This window comes from Mycobacterium sp. (assembly GCF_965229105.1).
Taxonomy (GTDB): Bacteria; Actinomycetota; Actinomycetes; order Mycobacteriales; family Mycobacteriaceae; genus Mycobacterium.
Map to the genome: position 1 here is coordinate 5,453,340 of NZ_OZ245858.1, position 18,178 is coordinate 5,471,517.

Annotated in this window: 18 protein-coding genes; 6 read left to right on the forward strand and 12 right to left on the reverse strand. The window is 64.4% G+C overall.

Annotation, left to right across the window (positions count from 1 at the left end; all coding sequences use genetic code 11):
- Nucleotides 1-11: 11 nt before the first annotated feature.
- Nucleotides 12-860, forward strand: coding sequence for an SDR family oxidoreductase (locus ADBZ9O_RS25630; RefSeq protein WP_526525879.1), 849 nt, complete (start codon nt 12-14; stop codon nt 858-860).
- Here the strand turns inward: ADBZ9O_RS25630 and ADBZ9O_RS25635 are convergent.
- Nucleotides 857-1,123 carry a helix-turn-helix domain-containing protein gene (locus ADBZ9O_RS25635; RefSeq protein ID WP_526525880.1) on the reverse strand — a complete coding sequence of 89 codons (267 nt, stop codon included), beginning with the start codon at nt 1,121-1,123 and terminating at the stop codon, nt 857-859. The genes ADBZ9O_RS25630 and ADBZ9O_RS25635 overlap by 4 nt on opposite strands.
- Nucleotides 1,124-1,218: 95 nt before the next feature.
- On the opposite strand from ADBZ9O_RS25635, the gene map reads away from it, so the two are divergent.
- Nucleotides 1,219-1,983, forward strand: a complete 765-nt coding sequence (map, locus tag ADBZ9O_RS25640) for a type I methionyl aminopeptidase (protein WP_526525881.1) — start codon at nt 1,219-1,221, stop codon at nt 1,981-1,983.
- A gap of 7 nt (nt 1,984-1,990) precedes the next feature.
- Here the strand turns inward: map and ADBZ9O_RS25645 are convergent, their stop codons facing one another.
- The gene (locus ADBZ9O_RS25645; protein WP_526525882.1) at nt 1,991-2,779 is read right to left on the reverse strand and encodes an SOS response-associated peptidase; all 789 of its coding nucleotides are present in this window, start codon (nt 2,777-2,779) and stop codon (nt 1,991-1,993) included.
- 65 nt (nt 2,780-2,844) lie between these two features.
- On the opposite strand from ADBZ9O_RS25645, the gene aroA reads away from it, so the two are divergent.
- The 3 genes from aroA to ADBZ9O_RS25660 all read left to right on the forward strand — a co-directional run bounded on the left by aroA (nt 2,845) and on the right by ADBZ9O_RS25660 (nt 6,057).
- Nucleotides 2,845-4,116 carry a 3-phosphoshikimate 1-carboxyvinyltransferase gene (gene aroA / locus ADBZ9O_RS25650; RefSeq protein ID WP_526533498.1) on the forward strand — a complete coding sequence of 424 codons (1,272 nt, stop codon included), beginning with the start codon at nt 2,845-2,847 and terminating at the stop codon, nt 4,114-4,116.
- Nucleotides 4,113-5,126 (forward strand): ribosome small subunit-dependent GTPase A, encoded by a 1,014-nt coding sequence (rsgA, locus tag ADBZ9O_RS25655; protein ID WP_526525883.1) that lies wholly within the window; start codon nt 4,113-4,115, stop codon nt 5,124-5,126. Before aroA ends, rsgA begins: the two co-directional genes overlap by 4 nt.
- 82 nt (nt 5,127-5,208) lie before the next feature.
- Entirely contained in the window at nt 5,209-6,057 is an 849-nt protein-coding gene (locus ADBZ9O_RS25660; RefSeq protein ID WP_526525884.1) for an aldo/keto reductase, read from the forward strand.
- A 60-nt stretch (nt 6,058-6,117) separates the two neighbouring features.
- Here the strand turns inward: ADBZ9O_RS25660 and ADBZ9O_RS25665 are convergent, their stop codons facing one another.
- The 5 genes from ADBZ9O_RS25665 to ADBZ9O_RS25685 all read right to left on the reverse strand — a co-directional run bounded on the left by ADBZ9O_RS25665 (nt 6,118) and on the right by ADBZ9O_RS25685 (nt 11,485).
- Nucleotides 6,118-7,392, reverse strand: a complete 1,275-nt coding sequence (locus tag ADBZ9O_RS25665; RefSeq protein ID WP_526525886.1) for a fatty acid desaturase family protein — start codon at nt 7,390-7,392, stop codon at nt 6,118-6,120.
- 72 nt (nt 7,393-7,464) lie between these two features.
- Complete coding sequence (locus tag ADBZ9O_RS25670) at nt 7,465-8,601, reverse strand: ferredoxin reductase (protein WP_526525888.1); 1,137 nt, start codon at nt 8,599-8,601, stop codon at nt 7,465-7,467.
- Nucleotides 8,602-8,644: 43 nt separating this feature from the next.
- Nucleotides 8,645-9,169: a DUF6912 family protein gene (locus ADBZ9O_RS25675; protein WP_526525889.1), complete on the reverse strand. Its 525-nt coding sequence runs from the start codon at nt 9,167-9,169 to the stop codon at nt 8,645-8,647.
- Between the two features lie 20 nt (nt 9,170-9,189).
- Nucleotides 9,190-10,047: a polyphosphate kinase 2 gene (gene ppk2, locus ADBZ9O_RS25680; protein WP_526525890.1), complete on the reverse strand. Its 858-nt coding sequence runs from the start codon at nt 10,045-10,047 to the stop codon at nt 9,190-9,192.
- A gap of 25 nt (nt 10,048-10,072) precedes the next feature.
- Entirely contained in the window at nt 10,073-11,485 is a 1,413-nt protein-coding gene (locus tag ADBZ9O_RS25685; RefSeq protein WP_526525891.1) for a WS/DGAT/MGAT family O-acyltransferase, read from the reverse strand.
- Nucleotides 11,486-11,662: 177 nt separating this feature from the next.
- On the opposite strand from ADBZ9O_RS25685, the gene ADBZ9O_RS25690 reads away from it, so the two are divergent.
- A complete protein-coding gene (locus tag ADBZ9O_RS25690; protein ID WP_526525892.1) occupies nt 11,663-12,178 on the forward strand; it encodes an Rv3235 family protein in 516 nt (171 codons plus the stop codon).
- Here the strand turns inward: ADBZ9O_RS25690 and secA are convergent.
- The 5 genes from secA to ADBZ9O_RS25715 all read right to left on the reverse strand — a co-directional run bounded on the left by secA (nt 12,175) and on the right by ADBZ9O_RS25715 (nt 17,944).
- Nucleotides 12,175-14,991: a preprotein translocase subunit SecA gene (secA, locus tag ADBZ9O_RS25695; RefSeq protein ID WP_526525893.1), complete on the reverse strand. Its 2,817-nt coding sequence runs from the start codon at nt 14,989-14,991 to the stop codon at nt 12,175-12,177. The two genes, ADBZ9O_RS25690 and secA, sit on opposite strands and share 4 nt — an antisense overlap.
- A 199-nt stretch (nt 14,992-15,190) precedes the next feature.
- Entirely contained in the window at nt 15,191-15,847 is a 657-nt protein-coding gene (hpf, locus tag ADBZ9O_RS25700) for a ribosome hibernation-promoting factor, HPF/YfiA family (protein ID WP_526525894.1), read from the reverse strand.
- A 346-nt stretch (nt 15,848-16,193) separates the two neighbouring features.
- The gene (locus ADBZ9O_RS25705; protein ID WP_526525896.1) at nt 16,194-16,832 is read right to left on the reverse strand and encodes a ComF family protein; all 639 of its coding nucleotides are present in this window, start codon (nt 16,830-16,832) and stop codon (nt 16,194-16,196) included.
- Nucleotides 16,833-16,938: 106 nt separating this feature from the next.
- The gene (locus tag ADBZ9O_RS25710) at nt 16,939-17,436 is read right to left on the reverse strand and encodes a hypothetical protein (protein WP_526525898.1); all 498 of its coding nucleotides are present in this window, start codon (nt 17,434-17,436) and stop codon (nt 16,939-16,941) included.
- A 121-nt stretch (nt 17,437-17,557) separates the two neighbouring features.
- Nucleotides 17,558-17,944 (reverse strand): hypothetical protein, encoded by a 387-nt coding sequence (locus ADBZ9O_RS25715; RefSeq protein ID WP_526525900.1) that lies wholly within the window; start codon nt 17,942-17,944, stop codon nt 17,558-17,560.
- Between the last annotated feature and the right edge of the window lie 234 nt (nt 17,945-18,178).

Below are 18,178 nucleotides of genomic sequence, written 5' to 3' on the forward strand. Positions count from 1 at the left end.
GGGTGCGAACTATGTCCCTCAATGGCAAGACCATGTTCATATCCGGAGCGAGCCGCGGCATCGGCCTGGCCATCGCCAAACGCGCCGCCCGCGACGGCGCCAATATCGCGTTGATCGCCAAGACCGCCGAGCCGCACCCCAAGCTCGAGGGCACGATCTACACCGCGGCCAAAGAGATCGAGGACGCCGGCGGCCAGGCGCTGCCGATCGTCGGTGATATTCGCGACGGCGACTCCGTTGACGGCGCCGTCGCGAAAGCCGTCGAACAATTCGGTGGCATCGACATCTGCGTCAACAACGCCTCGGCGATCAACCTGGGATCGATCACCGAGGTACCGCTGAAACGCTTCGACCTGATGAACGGCATCAACGTGCGCGGAACCTACGCAGTCTCGGCCGCCTGCATCCCGCATATGAAGGGCCGGGAGAACCCGCACATCCTGACGCTGTCGCCGCCGATCCTGCTGGATCAGAAATGGCTCAAGCCAACGGCTTACATGATGGCCAAGTTCGGTATGACGCTGTGCGGACTCGGGATGGCCGAGGATCTACGCGCCGACGGTATCGCGTCGAACACCCTGTGGCCCCGCACGATGGTGGCGACGGCCGCAGTGCAGAACCTGCTCGGCGGTGACGAGGCGATGGGGCGGGCCCGCAAACCGGAGGTGTACTCCGACGCGGCCTACGTCATCTTCAACAAGCCGGCCCGCGAGTACACCGGCAACGCGGTGTTGTGTGAGGACGTGCTGGTCGAGTCCGGGGTGACGGACCTGTCGGTCTACGACTGCATCCCGGGCTCAGAGCTCGGAGTCGACCTGTGGGTGGAGACCCCGAACCCGCCGGGATACGTCCAGCGTTAACCGGTGTGCTGAAAGTCGATACGCGCCAAGCAGATGTCGGCGAGTTCGTCGAGCGAGAGCGGAAGGACACGGGCCAGCGCGGCGATGGTGGTGAATGCCGGGGTCGCCAGCCGGCCCGTTTCGATCTTGCGCAACGTCTCCGGTGAGATTGACGCCGCCTCAGCCACCTCGGCGAGGGTGCGGGTGCCCCTGGCAGTCCGGAGCTGCTCGCCGAGGCGCTTACCGGCGGCGAGTTGTTCTGCGTTCAGCGGGAGACGAACCATCGGGTCAGCCTACCTCGACGCGGTATGAAAATACCGCCTTCTCCGCTAGGCTGGTATTTTCATACCGGTCGATGATGGCAGAGGAGTGATGACGGGTGTTGGAACTGAAGACCTCGCATGAGATCGCAGCAATGGGCGCGACCGGCTCGTTCATCGCCGGCCTGCTCGACGATCTGGCTGGTCGCGCCCGGCCCGGTGTGAATCTGCTCGACCTCGAAAACCGCGCCCGCGCACTGATCACCGAACGCGGCGCCCAATCCTGCTACTGGGATTACGCGCCATCATTCGGCAGCGGCCCGTTCCGCAACGTCATCTGCCTGTCGGTCAACGACGCAGTGCTCCACGGGTTGCCGCACGACTACGTGCTGGCCGACGGTGACCTGCTGAGCATGGACATCGCCGTCTCCATCGACGGATGGGTCGCCGATTCGGCCCGCAGCATCATCGTCGGCACCCCGCGAGCCGAGGATCAGCGACTCATCGCTGCCACCGAGCAAGCCCTCGCGGCGGGTATCGCCGCGGCAGTGCCGGGACATCGTCTCGGCGACATCTCGGCGGCGATCGGCTCAGTGGCAGCTGACTACGGGTATCTGGTGAACACCGAGTTCGGCGGCCATGGGCTGGGCCGCACCATGCATGAAGATCCGCACGTCTCGAACACCGGACGTGCCGGGCGCGGGCTGAAGCTGCGTCCCGGGCTGACCTTGGCGCTCGAACCGTGGTTCGCCGCAGGCACCGACAAGATCGTCTACGACCCCGACGGGTGGACCATCCGTTCTGCGGACGGCTCACGCACCGCGCACAGCGAGCACACGATTGCGATCACCGAAGGGCCGCCGCAGATACTCACCATGGCGTAGGTCAGCGCTACAGCAGAACGCCCTGCTCAGGTTCCGGCGCGGCGGGCTCGATGAGCTCCGGTCCGTTATTGCGCACGCTGTTGACCAACCGGGATACCTCGCGGATCTCGATGCGGTCCAGGTCGCCATGCCCGCGCAGCAGGCCCTCGTCGATCGGGGCGTCCGGGTCCAGCCAAGCGTCCCAGTTCGCCTTGCTGATGGTCAGCGGCATCCGGTCGTGGATATCAGCGAGCTGAGCGGCCGCCTCAGTGGTGATGATGGTGCAGCTCAGCAGCGGTGGACTGTCCTTCGGAGCCTCTTTCGAGGGCCGCCAGGTGGACCACAGACCGGCCATGAACAGCGGCTCACCGTCTCCGGCGTACATGTAGAACGGTGTCTTGCTCGCCTTCTTGCCGGATGCGAGTTCGCCGTTGGGCCGCCACTCGTACCAGCCGTCCATCGGAATCAGACAGCGCTTGCTCTTGGCCGAACTGCGAAACGCCGGTGAGGTGGTCACCGTCTCGGCGCGGGCGTTGATCAGCAGCGGCCCCTTACCGTCCGGCCTGCCGTCCGGTCCGGTTTTGGCCCACGCGGGGATCAACCCCCAGCGCATCGCGCGGAGCCGACGCGTCGACTCGTCCTCCGGTTCGGTATGACGTTTGACGACGGTGCTGATGGTGGTGGTGGGCGCCACGTTGTAGTTGGGCCCGGGCGCGTCCTTCTTTTCCGACGCCGCTGCCGCCGTGATCTCGTCGAGGGCCGCAATCTTCTCGGCCAGCAGAGCGGGGTCGGTGGTGACCGCGAATCGTCCACACATGGATGCCATGGTTCCAGAAGGTCCCGACAAGGCAGGATGGAGCCGTGACCGACCTCAAGGCGTGGATGGCGCCCCGCACTCCCACGCCCGTTCATGCCACCGTCGCGGTCCCCGGCTCGAAATCGCTGACCAACCGCACCTTGGTGCTCGCCGCGCTGGCCGCCGCGCAGGGCCAGGGCAGTTCGACGATCACCGGCGCCCTGCGCAGCCGCGATACCGACCTGATGATCGGCGCGCTGCGCACCCTCGGTCTCGATATCACCGGGGACAGCTCCGAACTGGTGGTGTCCGGTCGGCTCTCCCCCGGTGCGGGTGCCAGGGTGGACTGTGGGCTGGCGGGCACGGTGCTGCGCTTCGTTCCACCGGTGGCCGCCCTCAGCGAGTCGGTCGTCGAATTCGATGGCGACGAACAGGCCAGGACCCGGCCGATCACTCCCCTGCTGGACGCGTTGCGCACACTCGGGGTGACGATCGACGGTGATGCGATGCCGTTTGCGGTCAGAGGCACTGGATCAGTCCGGGGCGGCACCGTCGAGATCGACGCGTCGTCGTCCTCGCAGTTCGTCTCCGCACTTCTGTTGACGGGCGCGGCGTTCACCGACGGGTTGACCGTGCAGCACACCGGAACCTCGGTGCCCTCGGCTCCGCATATCTCGATGACGGTGGCAATGCTGCGCCAAGCGGGCGTCGATGTCGATGATTCGACGGCCAACCGCTGGCGAGTCGCACCCGGTCTGATCGCCGCCAGACACTGGGAAGTCGAACCCGACCTGTCCAATGCCGTGCCGTTCCTCGCGGCGGCGGTGGTGACCGGCGGCTCGGTGCGCGTCACCGGCTGGCCGTCACCGAGCCTGCAACCGGCTGGGACCATCCTCGGCATCCTGGGCCTGATGGATGCGACTGTCTCCCAAGCGGATCTGCATATGGAGGTGCAAGGGTCACCCCGCTACGGCGGTTTCGATGTCGACCTGCACGACGTCGGAGAGCTGGCACCGGCCGTGGCCGTGCTGGCGGCTCTCGCTGCACCCGGCTCGGTATCGCGGCTGCGCGGTATCGCCCACCTACGCGGCCACGAAACCGACCGCTTGGCGGCGCTGAGCACCGAAATCAACGGCCTCGGCGGCAGCTGCGAAGAGACCGAAGACGGACTGCTCATCACGTCTGAACCGTTGCACCCGGGAACCTGGCATTCCTACGCCGACCACCGGATGGCGATGGCGGGTGCGATCATCGGACTGCGGGTGGACGGCGTCGAGGTCGATGACATCGCGACCACCTCCAAGACGCTGCCCGAGTTCCCGCAGCTGTGGGCAGAGATGTTGACGGGCCAGATTTGAGCGGTCTCGACTACGACGAATCCGATGTCCGGATCAGACCGGGCAAAGGCTCGCGGCCCAGGACCAAGACCCGGCCGCGGCACGCCGACGCCCAAACGGCGATGGTGGTGACAGTTGATCGCGGCAGGTGGGGCTGTGTGCTCGACGGTGACCCGACACAGCCGGTAACTGCCATGCGCGCAAGGGAATTGGGCCGCACACCGATCGTCGTCGGCGATGATGTCGATATCGTCGGCGATCTGTCGGGCCGGCCCGACGCACTGGCAAGAATTGTCCGCCGGGGTGAACGCCGAACAGTGTTGCGCCGCACGGCCGACGACGATGATCCCACCGAGCGGGTGGTGGTCGCCAACGCCGATCAGCTGCTCATCGTGGTGGCGCTGGCCGACCCACCGCCGCGGACAGGTTTCGTCGAGCGCGCATTGATCGCCGCCTATGCCGGCGGACTGAAACCCATTCTCTGCCTGACGAAATCGGACCTCGCACCCGCTGAGCCGTTCGCCGCACAGTTCGCCGGTCTTGATATCACCATCGCCACCGCCGGTCGTGAAGATCCCCTCGACGTCGTCGAGCCCCTGGTATCGGGCCAGCTGACCGTACTGCTCGGCCATTCCGGGGTGGGGAAATCCACACTGGTGAACCGTCTGGTTCCGGCTGCCGAGCGCGCCATTGGCGTCGTCTCCGGTGTCGGCAAAGGCAAACACACCTCGAGCCAGTCGGTGGCCCTGCCGCTACTCAGCGGCGGCTGGGTGATCGACACCCCCGGCGTGCGATCGTTCGGTCTGGCGCACATCGAAACCGACGACGTGCTGTTGGCGTTCTCCGATCTGGCCGAGGTGATTAGCGAATGCCCCCGCGGCTGCGGCCATATGGGTCCGCCCGCCGATCCGGAATGCGCGCTGGACGCATTGACGGGCCCCGCCGCGGGCCGGGTCGCCGCGGCCCGCCGACTGCTCGGCGCGTTGAAGGAGGGGGAATCAGCGCATACAAATCGTCCGCCGGAATCCTGACGGCCCAACCCGTGTTTGTTCTGAGGTCCGGCAGGGCACGCCATCTAGTGCCAGTTCAACCCCACAGTGAGGAAGTTCCATAGTGAGCAATACCCCCGCGATTGCGCTGAACGACGGATCGCAGATCCCGCAGCTCGGTTTCGGTGTCTACCAGGTCAAACCGGACGAGACCGCCGGCGCAGTCAAGCAGGCGCTGGACATCGGCTACCGCCACATCGATACCGCCGAGATGTACCAGAACGAGAAGGGCGTCGGGCAGGGCGTCCGCGATTCCGGCCTGGCTCGCGCCGACGTCTTCGTCACCAGCAAGCTAAACAACGGTTTCCACAAGCCCGATGACGCGCGCCGGGCGTTCGACCAGACCCTCAAAGAGCTCGAATTCGATTATGTGGACCTGTTTTTGATCCACTGGCCACTGCCGACCTTGTACGACGGCGACTTTGTCTCGACCTGGCAGGTGTTGGAGGAGTTCAAGAAGGACGGCCGGGCCCGCAGCATCGGTGTCTCCAATTTCCAGGCGCCGCACCTGTCCCGGCTGGCCGCCGAGACCGAGACGGTGCCGGCAGTCAATCAGATCGAGGTACATCCGTACTTCACCAACGAAGAGGTCCGGGCCTACGGCGCCGAGCACGGCATTCTGACCGAGGCCTGGTCCCCGATCGCCCAGGGTGCGGTCCTCGACGACCCGGTGGTGGAGCGGATCGCCTCGGCGACCGGCAAGTCCCCGGCCCAGGTCGTGTTGCGCTGGCACATCGAGCGCGGCGATATCATCTTCCCGAAATCGGTGACACCGCAACGCATCAAGGAGAATTTCGAGATCTTCGACTTCGAGCTGAGCGATGCCGATATCGACGCGCTCTCGGACCTGGACAAGGGTGAGCCGGGTCGCACCGGACCGAACCCTGACACGTTCGATTACGTGCCGTCCTGACCGCAATATACAAAGCGGGCCTGCGCAATGCGCAGGCCCGCTTTGGTTTTCAGTTCTTGGTCAGGCAGCCAGTTCGCCGCTGCTGGCGACCTGCTTGGCGCCCCGCCACTTTCGGACCGCGGCAATGGCGGACTTGAGTCCGCGCCGACGCCCGGTGGTGGGGTCTGTCGTCGCGAAATCGGCGCCGAGGTCGGAAAACATCCGCTCGCTGCGGGTTTCGGGTGCATTGTCTGCGGTATCGCGCAGGTACTTGTCCGGCAGCGACAATTTGGCGATGGTGCGCCATGACTTGCCGTATTGCAGCAGGAAGGATCCCGTCGTGTACGGCAGGTCGTACTTGTCGCAGATTTCCCTGACCCGGAACGACATCTCGTGATACCGGTTGCTGGGCAGATCCGGGAACAGGTGATGCTCGATCTGGTGGCAGAGATTGCCGCTCATGAACCGCAACAGCCAGCCACCGTCGAAGTTCGCGCTACCAAGCATCTGCCTCAGGTACCACTGGCCCTTGGTTTCGCCGACCATATCGGTCTTGGTGAACTTCTCGGCACCGTCGGGGAAGTGACCGCAGAAGATCACGGCGTTGGCCCAGACGTTGCGGATCACGTTGGCCACCGCATTGGCCTTCAACGTCGATCCGTAGGTGGCCCACGGAGACAACGCAGTCAGCGCCGGGTAGGCGACGTAATCCTTGGCGAGCTGTTGGCCCGCCTTGAGGCCGAACTCGCGCACCCGCACCATGGTGGCGGCGCGGTCGTCACGACCCTTGGAGATCTTGCCCAACTCCAGGTGCTGCAGCCCGACTCCCCATTCGAACCCGATGGCCAACAGCGTGTTGAATAGCAGGTTCCCGTACAGGTTGAACGGGCTCCACTTCTGGTCGCGGGTGACCCGGATGACGCCGTAGCCCACGTCGTCGTCCATGCCGAGGATGTTGGTGTACTTGTGATGCATGAAGTTGTGGGTGAACCGCCAGTGCTTGGAGGACCCGCTCATGTCCCACTCCCAGCTTGAGGAGTGAATTTCGGGGTCGTTCATCCAGTCCCACTGGCCGTGCATGACGTTGTGGCCGATCTCCATGTTCTCGATGATCTTGGCCACGCCCAATGTCGCCGTGCCTGCCCACCACGCCGAGCGCTTGGAGCTGGCGGCCAGCATCAACCGGCCCGCCACCTCGAGCGCACGCTGGGCGGCGATGGTGCGGCGGATGTACTTCGCATCCCGCGCTCCGCGGGAATCTTCGATGTCCTGGCGGATGGCATCCAGCTCAACGGCGAGGCTCTCGATATCAGCCTCAGTGAGGTGCGTAAACGCGGGAACGTCCGTTACTGCCATTGATCTGCTCCTTCCGTTGCTATACCTACGATAGCGTAACCTACGACGCCGTAGGTTACTAGCGAGTAAATGTCACACGTCCAGCACGCAGTCGCCTGAGGCCGTCGATACACACGTCTGCACCCGCGTGCCGGGTTCGTGTTCGACACCGGTGCGCAGATCGCGGACGTGCCCGTCCACCAGGCCGACCACGCAGGACTGGCAGATCCCCATCCGGCAACCGAACGGCATCTGCACGCCGACCTGTTCGCCGGCATCCATCAGCGGAGTGGCGCCGTCGGCGACGACAGTTTTCCCGCTGCGCGCGAAGGTGACGGTGCCACCGGTACCGTGCGGCGCGGCCCGCGACACCGCAAACCGCTCAAGGTGCAGATTGCCTGCAATCCCCGCGGCCGCCCACACCCGCTCGGCGTCGTCGAGGATCGCCGCGGGACCGCAGGCCCAGGTCTGGCGGGTCCGCCAGTCGGGTACTTCATCGTCGAGGCGATTCAGGTCGAGCCGGCCCTGTGTGCGGGTGGTCCGAACCTTCAGCTGATAGCCCTTGTGCTTGCTGGCCAATTCGGCCAGTTCGGCCCCGAACATCACGTCATCGTCGGTGGGTGCCGAATGCAGATGCTGGATATCGGTGACCTGATCGCGGCGTTCCAGGGTGCGCAGCATCGACATGACCGGGGTGATCCCCGATCCCGCGGTGAGGAACAGCACCGATGCCGGGGCCGGGTCGGGCAACACGAAATTGCCCTGCGGTGCGGCCAGTCGGACGATGGTTCCCGGCGCGACGCCGCCGACGAGATGACTGGACAGGAAGCCTTCCGGCATCGCCTTGATCGTGATCGTGATCGTGCGGGCGCCGGTCACCGGGCTCGACGTCAACGAATACGACCGCCACCGCCAACGACCGTCCATCAGCACGCCGATACCGACGTACTGACCGGGCTCGTAGTCGAAGGTGAAACCCCACCCCGGCTTGATCACCAGCGTCGCGGAGTCCTCGGTCTCGCGCCGGACGTCGAGGATGCGGCCGCGCAGTTCGCGTGCCGACCACAACGGATTGGCCAACTGCAGATAATCGTCCGGCAGGAGCGGGGTGGTGATCCGGGCAGCAAGAGTGCGCAGCGCGTGCCAGCCGGGGTGCTTGTCCGCGCCCGCTACGGTCTTGGGGATCGTGTCGACGACCTTGGCGCTGATCTTGATGGTGTTCTTGGCCATGATGAACCTACGCTACCGTAACTTACGGTGCCGTACCTATCCGTCAGAGAAATTCGAGGAGAAACGGCAATTCCTGCGTTGCGTACCAGGCCATGTCGTGGTCCTGCGCGTCTCCGACGATGAGTTCTGCATCCTCGTCACCCAAGTCGGCCGAGTCGATGACCTTGATCGCCGCGCGCACCGCGGTCTCTGCCGCCGCAGTGTCGACGAAGGCGGCGATCAGATCCGACAGTGCGACGGGACCGCTGAGCCGGACCACCGCGTCGTCGAGATCGGGCCGCAGGGTGGCTCCCTCGACGTCGGCGACCAGTACCGCTCGGCGTACCGGCAAGCCCTCGGCCGAATCGGCACTGACGTCCTCTTCAACGTCGTCGAAACCGAGCAGCCGAATTGACGCCAGCGCCGCCTCGCGCAACGCCACCTCGGCGAGTTCCTCGTCGTCACCTTCGGCATAGGCCTCACGCAACGTCGGTGTCACTGCAAACGCCGTCCCGCTGACCGGGAACATCGAACCGTCGGCAACCAACTGCTGCAGCATCGCCAGCGTCGCCGGGATGTAGACCCGCATGGACCGAGGATATCCGGCTACTACTCCGGATCCCCCATCAAGGTGGCCACGTGATCGTCGACATAGGTCGACAACGAACGCGACGGCCGCACGTAGGACTTGCTCAGGATCGGCCGCTCGGGCAGCTCCACCTTCGGCAGCTCGACGTCGTGGTATTCGATGGTGGACAGCAGATGCGCCATCATGTTGAGCCGGGCGTGCTTCTTGATATCGGACTCCACGACGTACCAGGGGCTCGCCGGAATGTCGGTGTGCACCATCATCTGGTCCTTGGCGCGGGAGTAGTCCTCCCAGCGGTAGATCGATTCCAGGTCCATCGGGCTGAGCTTCCACTGCCGGACCGGATCGTTCATGCGGGACTTGAACCGGCGCAGTTGCTCATCGTCGGACACCGAGAACCAGTACTTACGCAACAGGATCCCGTCTTCGAGCAGCATCTGCTCGAAGACCGGGGTCTGCCGGAGAAACAACGTATGTTCCTGCGGCGTGCAGAAACCCATGACCTGCTCGACACCGGCCCGGTTGTACCAGGATCGGTCGAAGAGCACGATCTCGCCCTTTGAGGGCAGCTGAGCGATATAACGCTGGTAGTACCACTGTCCGCGTTCACGATCGGTGGGTGCGGGTAAAGCGGCGATCCGCGCGACACGGGGGCTGAGATATTCGGTGATGCGCTTGATGGTGCCGCCCTTGCCTGCGGCGTCACGGCCCTCGAAAACCACCGCGATGCGGGCCCCGGTATGCCGGGCCCACTCCTGAAGCTTCACGAATTCCGTTTGGAGGCGGAACAATTCGGCTTCGTAGACGTCGTTGTCGATCTTCTTGATCTTATTCTTCGGCTTTGTTTTGATTTCGCCGTTTGTTTTCCCCTTGGCCATCTGGCGAATGTTACTGCCGAGGGGCTTATTGCGCCGCGTCTAATAGCTCGTCGAGGGATTCGCGTAGCAGCGTGGGTAACACGTCGACATCGCTCATCGCGTCACGGTCAGCGTTGATCCCGAAATACAACATGCCGCAGTAGGAGGTCACCCCGATGGCCAGCACCTGGTCGTGCAGCAATGGCGGCACCGCGTAAGTCTCCAGTAGTTTGGTGCCCGCAATGTACATCTGCGATTGCGCCCCTGGCACATTGGTGATCAGCAGGTTGAACAGCCGGGCGGAGAAGCCGGTCGCCACCCTGATACCCATCGCGTGCAGCGTCGGCGGCGCAAAACCGGACAGTGTCACGATGGTGCGCGCATCCACGAGGGTGGCCGCTGTCGAGTGCGATTCGGTGGCGTGGGCGATCTGCGAGAGGCGCACCACCGCGTTGCCCTCTCCCACCGGGAGGTCGATCAAAAACGGTGCCACCTCACTGATCGCCTGCCCGCGCGTTGCCGTCAAATCTCCATCGGGCGAGGTGTACACCGACATCGGCGCCATCGCGCGCACCGTCGAAGTGGGGGTGACCGGTTCCCCGCGCGACAGAAGCCAGTTCCGCAGCGCACCGGCGACGACAGCCAGCACCACGTCGTTGACATCGCAGTCGTAGCGGGCCCGCAGGTTTCGGTAGTCCTCCAGGCGTCCGGTGGCCACGGTGAACCGCCGATTGCGCGACACCGTGGTGTTGAGCGGACTATTCGGTGCGGTGCCCCGCGCGACGGTGCGGGCGACATCAGCGACCCGTCGGCCGGCCTCGACCAGTTGACCGGAGTTGGTGACCACGTCGGTGAGCGCGGACTGTACGGCGTGGAGCTGTTGGCGCGGTCGGGACAGCCAATCCCCCACCGCACCGATCAGCAACGACGTGGTTCCCGGTTCGCGGGCCGGGATCCAGATGTCCTCACCGAACTCTGGCGGGCGTTGTGTGCGGTCAGCGATGACGTGACCGATTTCGAGCGCGGTCATCCCATTGACCAGAGCCTGATGGGATTTGGTGTAGATCGCGACGCGGTTCTTGGTCAGCCCCTCGACGAGGTACATCTCCCACAGCGGTCGCGATTTGTCCAAGGGCCGTGAGCCCAGCCGGGCGACCAGGTCATGCAGCTGCGCGTCCGAACCCGGTGAGGGCAGCGCCGAGCGGCGAATGTGATAGGTGATATCGAATTCGCGGTCGTCGATCCACACGGGCCGGGACAGGCCCATCGTGACCTCACGAACCTTCTGCCGATACCGCGGGATCTGCGCCAGCCGTTGCTCCACAGTGGCCAGCAGTGCGTCGTAGCTCAGCCCGTTACGCGGCCGTCGCAGGATGGAAAGCGAGCCGACGTACATCGGTGTGGAGGAGTTTTCCAGCTGGTAGAACGACGAGTCGGAGGCCGACAACCGAGTCACCATCGCGGCGTCGTCCCCCCTTCGCCCGTACGAATCCTGCGCAAGCCACGGTAACCGGAGCACCTGTGAGTGCGCACCGCGGGTGCATACGCGCTGCGCCGAGATATGCCATGATCAGGCCTTCGGCTGCCAATCTCCAGCAGACCCGTCCGTTGCGTCGCGTCCACTGGAGGGCATCGAATGACCGTCTCTACCACCACATCTCGTGGGCCTAGCGTCACGCCTGTCGTCGATTACGAGCCACCGGTGATCGGTGCCGAACCACGCCCGCCAGCGCGGATCCGGCGACCGGCCAGCCGCGACCGGCACCTGCACGCGGTGACGCGGCCAACCACCACGGCGCCGTCGGAACGATTTCTTCTCGCGTCGGCATTCGCCGACGCGGCACTGCGCAGCATCCTTGAAGTGATCGACCGACGCAGACCGGTCACCCAGCTGCGTCCACTGCTGGCCGGTGGGCTCGCCGACACCGTCGCATCTTTCACCCGCGCCGCACCGAACCCCGCGGCCGCGGCGATCCTGCGTCGGGTCAGGGTGCAGGCCATCCTCGACAGCCACGACGATCGCGAGCTGGCCTACGAGGTGGCGGCGTCATACTCCCGCGGATCACGCACGCACGCGATCGCCTGCCGGGTGGGTCTCGTCGCCACTGTGCGGGGTGAACGCTGGCAGATCGTCGCGCTACACATCGGCTAGCTCTTCTTCGCGCGCCTGGCTGCTTCCCGGCGTTCGCGGCGTGTGCTGCCGGTCTGCGCCGCATGCGCTCCGCCACCGCCGTTGCGTCGCTGCACCTGGGCGTCGCCGTCCTCGGACGGTCCGGTGTAGGTGAGCGCAGGTTCCGACGTCTCGTCCTCAATTCCCTTGGCCCGCAATCCTGAAGGAGCCGGGGGCCGGGGCCCGCTGGACGGGGCGCCGCGCTGAGCCTGCGCGTTCGCAGCCGCTGCCGCGGCGAATTCGGCCAGGCCTTCCGGGGTGGCCACCGGGGCCACCGTCGGCGCCTGGGGAGCCGCTTCCACCTGCACGTTGAACAGGAATCCGACGGACTCCTCCTTCAAACCATCGAGCATGCCGGTGAACATGTCGTAGCCCTCGCGCTGGTACTCGACCAGCGGGTCGCGCTGCGCCATGGCCCGCAGGCCGATGCCTTCTTTGAGGTAATCCATCTCGTAGAGATGCTCACGCCACTTGCGGTCGATCACCGACAGCAGCACATTGCGTTCGAGTTGGCGCATGGCGCCTTCGCCGGCAAGCGCTTCGAGATCGGCCTCGCGCTTGGCGTAGGCCGCCTTGGCGTCCTCGATGAGCGCGTCGAGCAGCTCTTCGCGGGTGAGCTCACCGGGCTCACCGACAGCTCCGGAATCGATCAGATGGTGATGGTCGATGCCGACGGGATAGAGCGTCTTGAGCGCCTCCCACAGCTTCTCCAGGTCCCAATCTTCTGAATAGCCTTCGGCAGTGGCCCCGTCCACGTAGGCGGTGACCACGTCGACCAGCATGTCGTGGGCCTGTTCCTGCAGGTTCTCCCCTTCGAGGATGCGCTTGCGCTCCTCGTAGATGACCTTGCGCTGCTGGTTCATCACCTCGTCGTACTTGAGGACGTTCTTGCGGACCTCGAAGTTCTGCTGCTCGACCTGGGTCTGGGCGCTCTTGATGGCGCGGGTGACCATCTTGGCTTCGATCGGGACGTCGTCGGGCAGGTTGAGCCGGTTCAGCAGGGCTTCGAGCGTCTCGCCGTTGAACCGGCGCATCAATTCATCGCCAAGCGAGAGGTAGAACCGGGACTCGCCCGGGTCGCCCTGACGTCCGGAACGGCCGCGCAGCTGGTTGTCGATGCGGCGCGACTCGTGGCGCTCGGTGCCCAGGACGTACAGGCCGCCGACATCCCTGACTTTGGTGGCTTCCTCGGTGGCTTCGGCTTTGATCTGGGTGAGCACTTCGTCCCAGCCGGCTTCGTACTCATCCGGCGTCTCGATGGGGTCGAGGCCGCGCTCGCGCAGACGCTTGTCGGCGAGGAAGTCGACGTTGCCGCCGAGCACGATGTCAGTTCCACGGCCGGCCATGTTGGTGGCTACCGTGATGGCGCCGAGCCGGCCCGCTTCGGCGATGATGCCGGCTTCCTGCTCGTGGTACTTGGCGTTGAGCACGTTGTGCGGGACTTTGCGCTTGGTGAACTGCCGAGACAGATACTCCGAGCGCTCCACGCTGGTGGTGCCGATGAGGACCGGCTGACCCTTTTCGAAGCGCTCTGTCACATCGTCGACGACGGCGATGTACTTGGCTTCTTCGGTCTTGTAGATCAGGTCCGACTGGTCGCTGCGGACCATCGAGCGGTTGGTCGGGATGCTGACCACGCCCAGCTTGTAGATTTCGTGCAGCTCGGCCGCCTCGGTCTGGGCGGTACCGGTCATACCGGCGAGCTTGTCGTAGAGCCGGAAGTAGTTCTGCAGCGTGATCGTGGCCAGCGTCTGGTTCTCGGCCTTGATCTCGACGCGTTCCTTGGCCTCGATGGCCTGGTGCATACCTTCGTTGTAGCGACGTCCGACCAGCACGCGGCCGGTGAACTCGTCGACGATGATGACTTCACCATCGCGGACGATGTAGTCCTTGTCGCGGGTGAAGAGCTCTTTGGCCTTCAGCGAGTTGTTCAGGTAGCTGACCAGCGGGGAGTTGGCGGCCTCGTAGAGGTTTTCGATGCCCAGTTGGTCCTCGACGAACTCGACGCCGAGTTCGTGCACGCCGATGGTGCGCTTGCGGATGTCCACCTCGTAGTGGGTGTCCTTCTCCATCAGCGGTGCCAGTCGGGCGAATTCGGAGTACCAGTTCGAGGCGCCGTCGGCCGGGCCCGAGATGATCAGCGGGGTCCGGGCCTCGTCGATCAGGATGGAGTCGACCTCGTCGACGATGGCGAAATTATGTCCGCGCTGCACCCGCTCTTCGAGCGAGTGCGCCATGTTGTCGCGCAGGTAGTCGAAGCCGAACTCGTTGTTGGTGCCGTAGGTGACATCGGCGGCGTAGGCAACGCGCCGTTCGTCAGGCGTCATACCGGACAGGATCACGCCGACGTCGAGGCCGAGGAAGCGGTGGACGCGACCCATCCACTCGCTATCGCGTTTGGCCAAGTAATCGTTGACGGTCACCACGTGCACGCCATCGCCGGAGATCGCGTTGAGGTAGGCGGGCAACACACAGGTCAGGGTCTTGCCCTCACCGGTTTTCATCTCTGCGACGTTGCCGAAGTGCAGTGCGGCGCCGCCCATGATCTGGACGTCGAACGGACGCTGGCTCAGGACTCGCCACGCGGCCTCGCGGGCGACGGCGTAGCCCTCGGGCATCAGGTCATCGAGGCTCTCACCGTCGGCGTAGCGCTTCTTGAACTCATCGGTTTTGGCGCGCAGCTCATCGTCGGAGAGCTTCTCGACGTCGTCGGACAAGGTGTTGACGTAGTCAGCCACCCCCTTGAGGCGCTTGACCATGCGACCTTCACCAAGGCGCAGCAACTTCGAAAGCACGAATGTATCCCCTACAGGATTGGAGTTTCTTGCGCTCCCCATCCTAGGTGACGCCGGGGCGCGACCCCTCCAACGTCGGTTTATTCAGCCCGGCTGAGCCCCTGAGTGGCTCGGAGGCGCGTCGAGTGTGCAGGTCCTGGTGACAACGCGCAGGTCACCATCCCCTCAGGACCTGCACACTCGGCGCAACCGGTCTGGGTCAGGCCAGGCGGATCAGCCCGTAGTCGTAGGCGTGTCTGCGGTAGACGACGGTCGGCCGGTCGGTGCTTTTGTCCTGGAACAGGAAGAAATCGTGACCGACCAGCTCCATCTCGTAGAGCGCATCGTCCACGGTCATCGGTTTGGCCGTGTGCTCCTTGGTACGCACCACCCGACCCGGTTCGTGGTCATCGACCACGCCATCCATCTCGGACGCGACGGCGTCGAGCGCTTCGACGGGAGCGGAGAAGTCGGCTGTCAGAGCGGTGGCTTCGGCCAGCGAGACCGGCGTCTTATCGCCGTAGTGGATTTTGCGGCGGTCCTTACCGCGGCGCAGCCGTGCTTCGAGTTTGGCGACAGCGGATTCGAGTGCGGCGTAGAAGCTGTCGGCGCAGGCTTCGCCGCGGACAACCGGACCGCGACCGCGCGCGGTGATCTCGACGTGTTGGCAGCTCTTGCGCTGGCGTCGGTTCTTTTCGTGGTCGAGTTCGACATCGAACATGTAGATGGTGCGATCGAAGCGCTCCAGACGAGCAAGCTTCTCGGCGACGTACAGGCGGAAGTGTTCAGGAACCTCGACATTGCGTCCCTTGACGACCACTTCGGCATTGGGAGCCGGCTCTTCGTGCTCGTTCTCAGGTTCGATGTAGGGGGTCATTGTTTGGGCAGTATCCACGGATTGGGTTGACATGCTTGACAACTCGATTCTGTTGCACGTCGCACGCGCTGAGGCGTGCCTGACTCATCAAGGACGTGCGCCGAGAGCTCCGAGTACTGATCGAATTGGGCAGCCCCGCGGCGCTAGGTGTCGAAAACTCACCTCCTACCGCAGTCGGCCGAAGTGGGGCCTCAAGGGCTGAAGCCCGCCGCGTTGGAATCGCGGATCGTAGGTTCCGACGGTAGTCCGCGTTCACCCAAACGTGCCACCTTTTTCGCACACCTGTTGCCAGTTCTTTCAACGCCCGTTACATGGACCGCGGTCCAGTCGTGTAATGACGCCGGCGTCAAGCTGCGGCGAGGGTGAGCACGCCCACCACCCGTGCCCCTGCGGTTTGCAGGACGCGGACCGACTCGCGAGCGGTCGAGCCGGTGGTGATGATGTCGTCGACCACGAGGACGTCGCTGCGTGCCGGGAAGTGCTTAGTTGTCATAAGCACCCGACCTGCGATATTGCGTTCCCTTGCGGTGGTGCTGAGTCCGACCGAATCCCGAACCAGCGCCTTCATCCGCAGCGCTGCGACGACCGTAATGTCCGGGTGGGCGGCGACCGCGGCGGTTGCCATCCGGGTGACGGGATCACCGCCGCGTCGGCGTGCGGCTTGGCGACGAGTGGGTGCCGGGACGACCGTCAGCGGGACGTCGACCAGACCCCAGCTGTGGAGGTGGTGAATGCCGGTCGCCAGGGCATGCGCGAGTGGCGCGATGAGGTCGGTGCGACCGTGCTCCTTGAGTGCGACGATGGCCTGTCTGCGGCTACCTGCGTAGCGGCCGAGGGTGAACACCGGCACGCCCGGATCCAACCTTGGCGTCGTCAGGTGTGGCTCGTCGGTGGCGACAGTTATTGCGGCACTGCAGGTTTCACACCATCTGGTGGACGGCGCGGCGCACCCACCGCATTCCAGCGGGAGAATCAGGTCGAGCATGCGTGCCAGTGTGGTCGTGAGGTACGACATTGCGTGAGCCGCTTGCTTGCTTGCCGTTGCGTGCCGCTGCGCCGAGATTGCCGTGAGGGTCGCTGCGTGGCGGTGTTCACGACCCTGGTGACAATCTCGGCGGCGGCGACAGAGCACTCGGCGGCCCAGAGGGGGTCTCCCGCGTTTCGCCGTCGGTGAGAGTGCTCGACGTCGGTTCGGGGACCGCGTCGGCGAACCCGACTGCCGCGAACTCGACTTTGCCGAAATCCAACCGCTCATCGTTGCCAAGCGTGTTGTCGATGACGAAGGCGATATTGATCGGCATCGACCGCATTCGCGCATGAAACCGAGTTCCGACCAAGCGCGCACAGACGACGATTGCGTAAACCCATAGGAACGGACCGTCCTCGTCGGTGGCGAGAAAGGCGTGCTGCGCCCTGGTCGTGCTAAAGGCTGCTGGATAGTGGTATTTGATCGGCCGCTCCAGAATTGAGACCAAGTAGTCGTCGCGATCCGGACCAGGTATCTGGCGCGTGATGTTGGCACGAACGGGGAGCTGACCCCCGAAGTCGGTTGGGCCAAGATCGAGACTACGAATTACAAACGTCGCCATCGCTCACCTTCCGGTCACTTTCGCGTGTGCGCATGGATCTCGGGGGCTCTACCCGAACCCTGGTGCCTAACCGATGACTCCCAAGTGTGTTGTCTCGAATCTCCCTGTCATAGTGGAAAACTCACTCGCGAAGCTCCGGCGGCACGTAGCCAGGGGTGAACCCTGTCTCATCGACAATGAGGTTGAGCGCACCCAGGTCGCACTCCTGGATGTCGTCGAACGCGATGTCCGGCTTCAATCTCGTATGGAAGATCGGATGCCCCTGATCGTCGTAGCCCCCGTAGCCCTTGTCCTCGTACACATCGACGTACTGCTCGATAGCCATCGCCGCTGCCACCTGGCGGGCGTACTTGGCGCCGCCGCCTGACCACAACATGATCTTGGTGTTCTTCATGCTCGCCAGGGTGACCAGCAGGGTGCGAATACGTTCGTTGGCTACGAGTCGATCCTCGACGGTGTTGTCCCTCAGCGTCCCGTCGATGTCGAACGCGATGACGATTTGATTCATGTGCTCACTCCCGGCTGTATCGAGTCGCTATCTGATGGCGGTGCTTCAAACCTGTCTCAGTTCCGTCTCGCGGCACTTTGATCGGTTCCGTAGGAAGCACCAAGCAAAGTCAGTTTCGATCACCGCATCGTCGATGATCGCTAGCTCGCCCACGCGAGGAGCTCCGGCGAAGCACGGTATGCATCACTCGGTCACCTCCGTTTCTCTGTGGCAGGCCAGAGAGCGCCGAAGGAG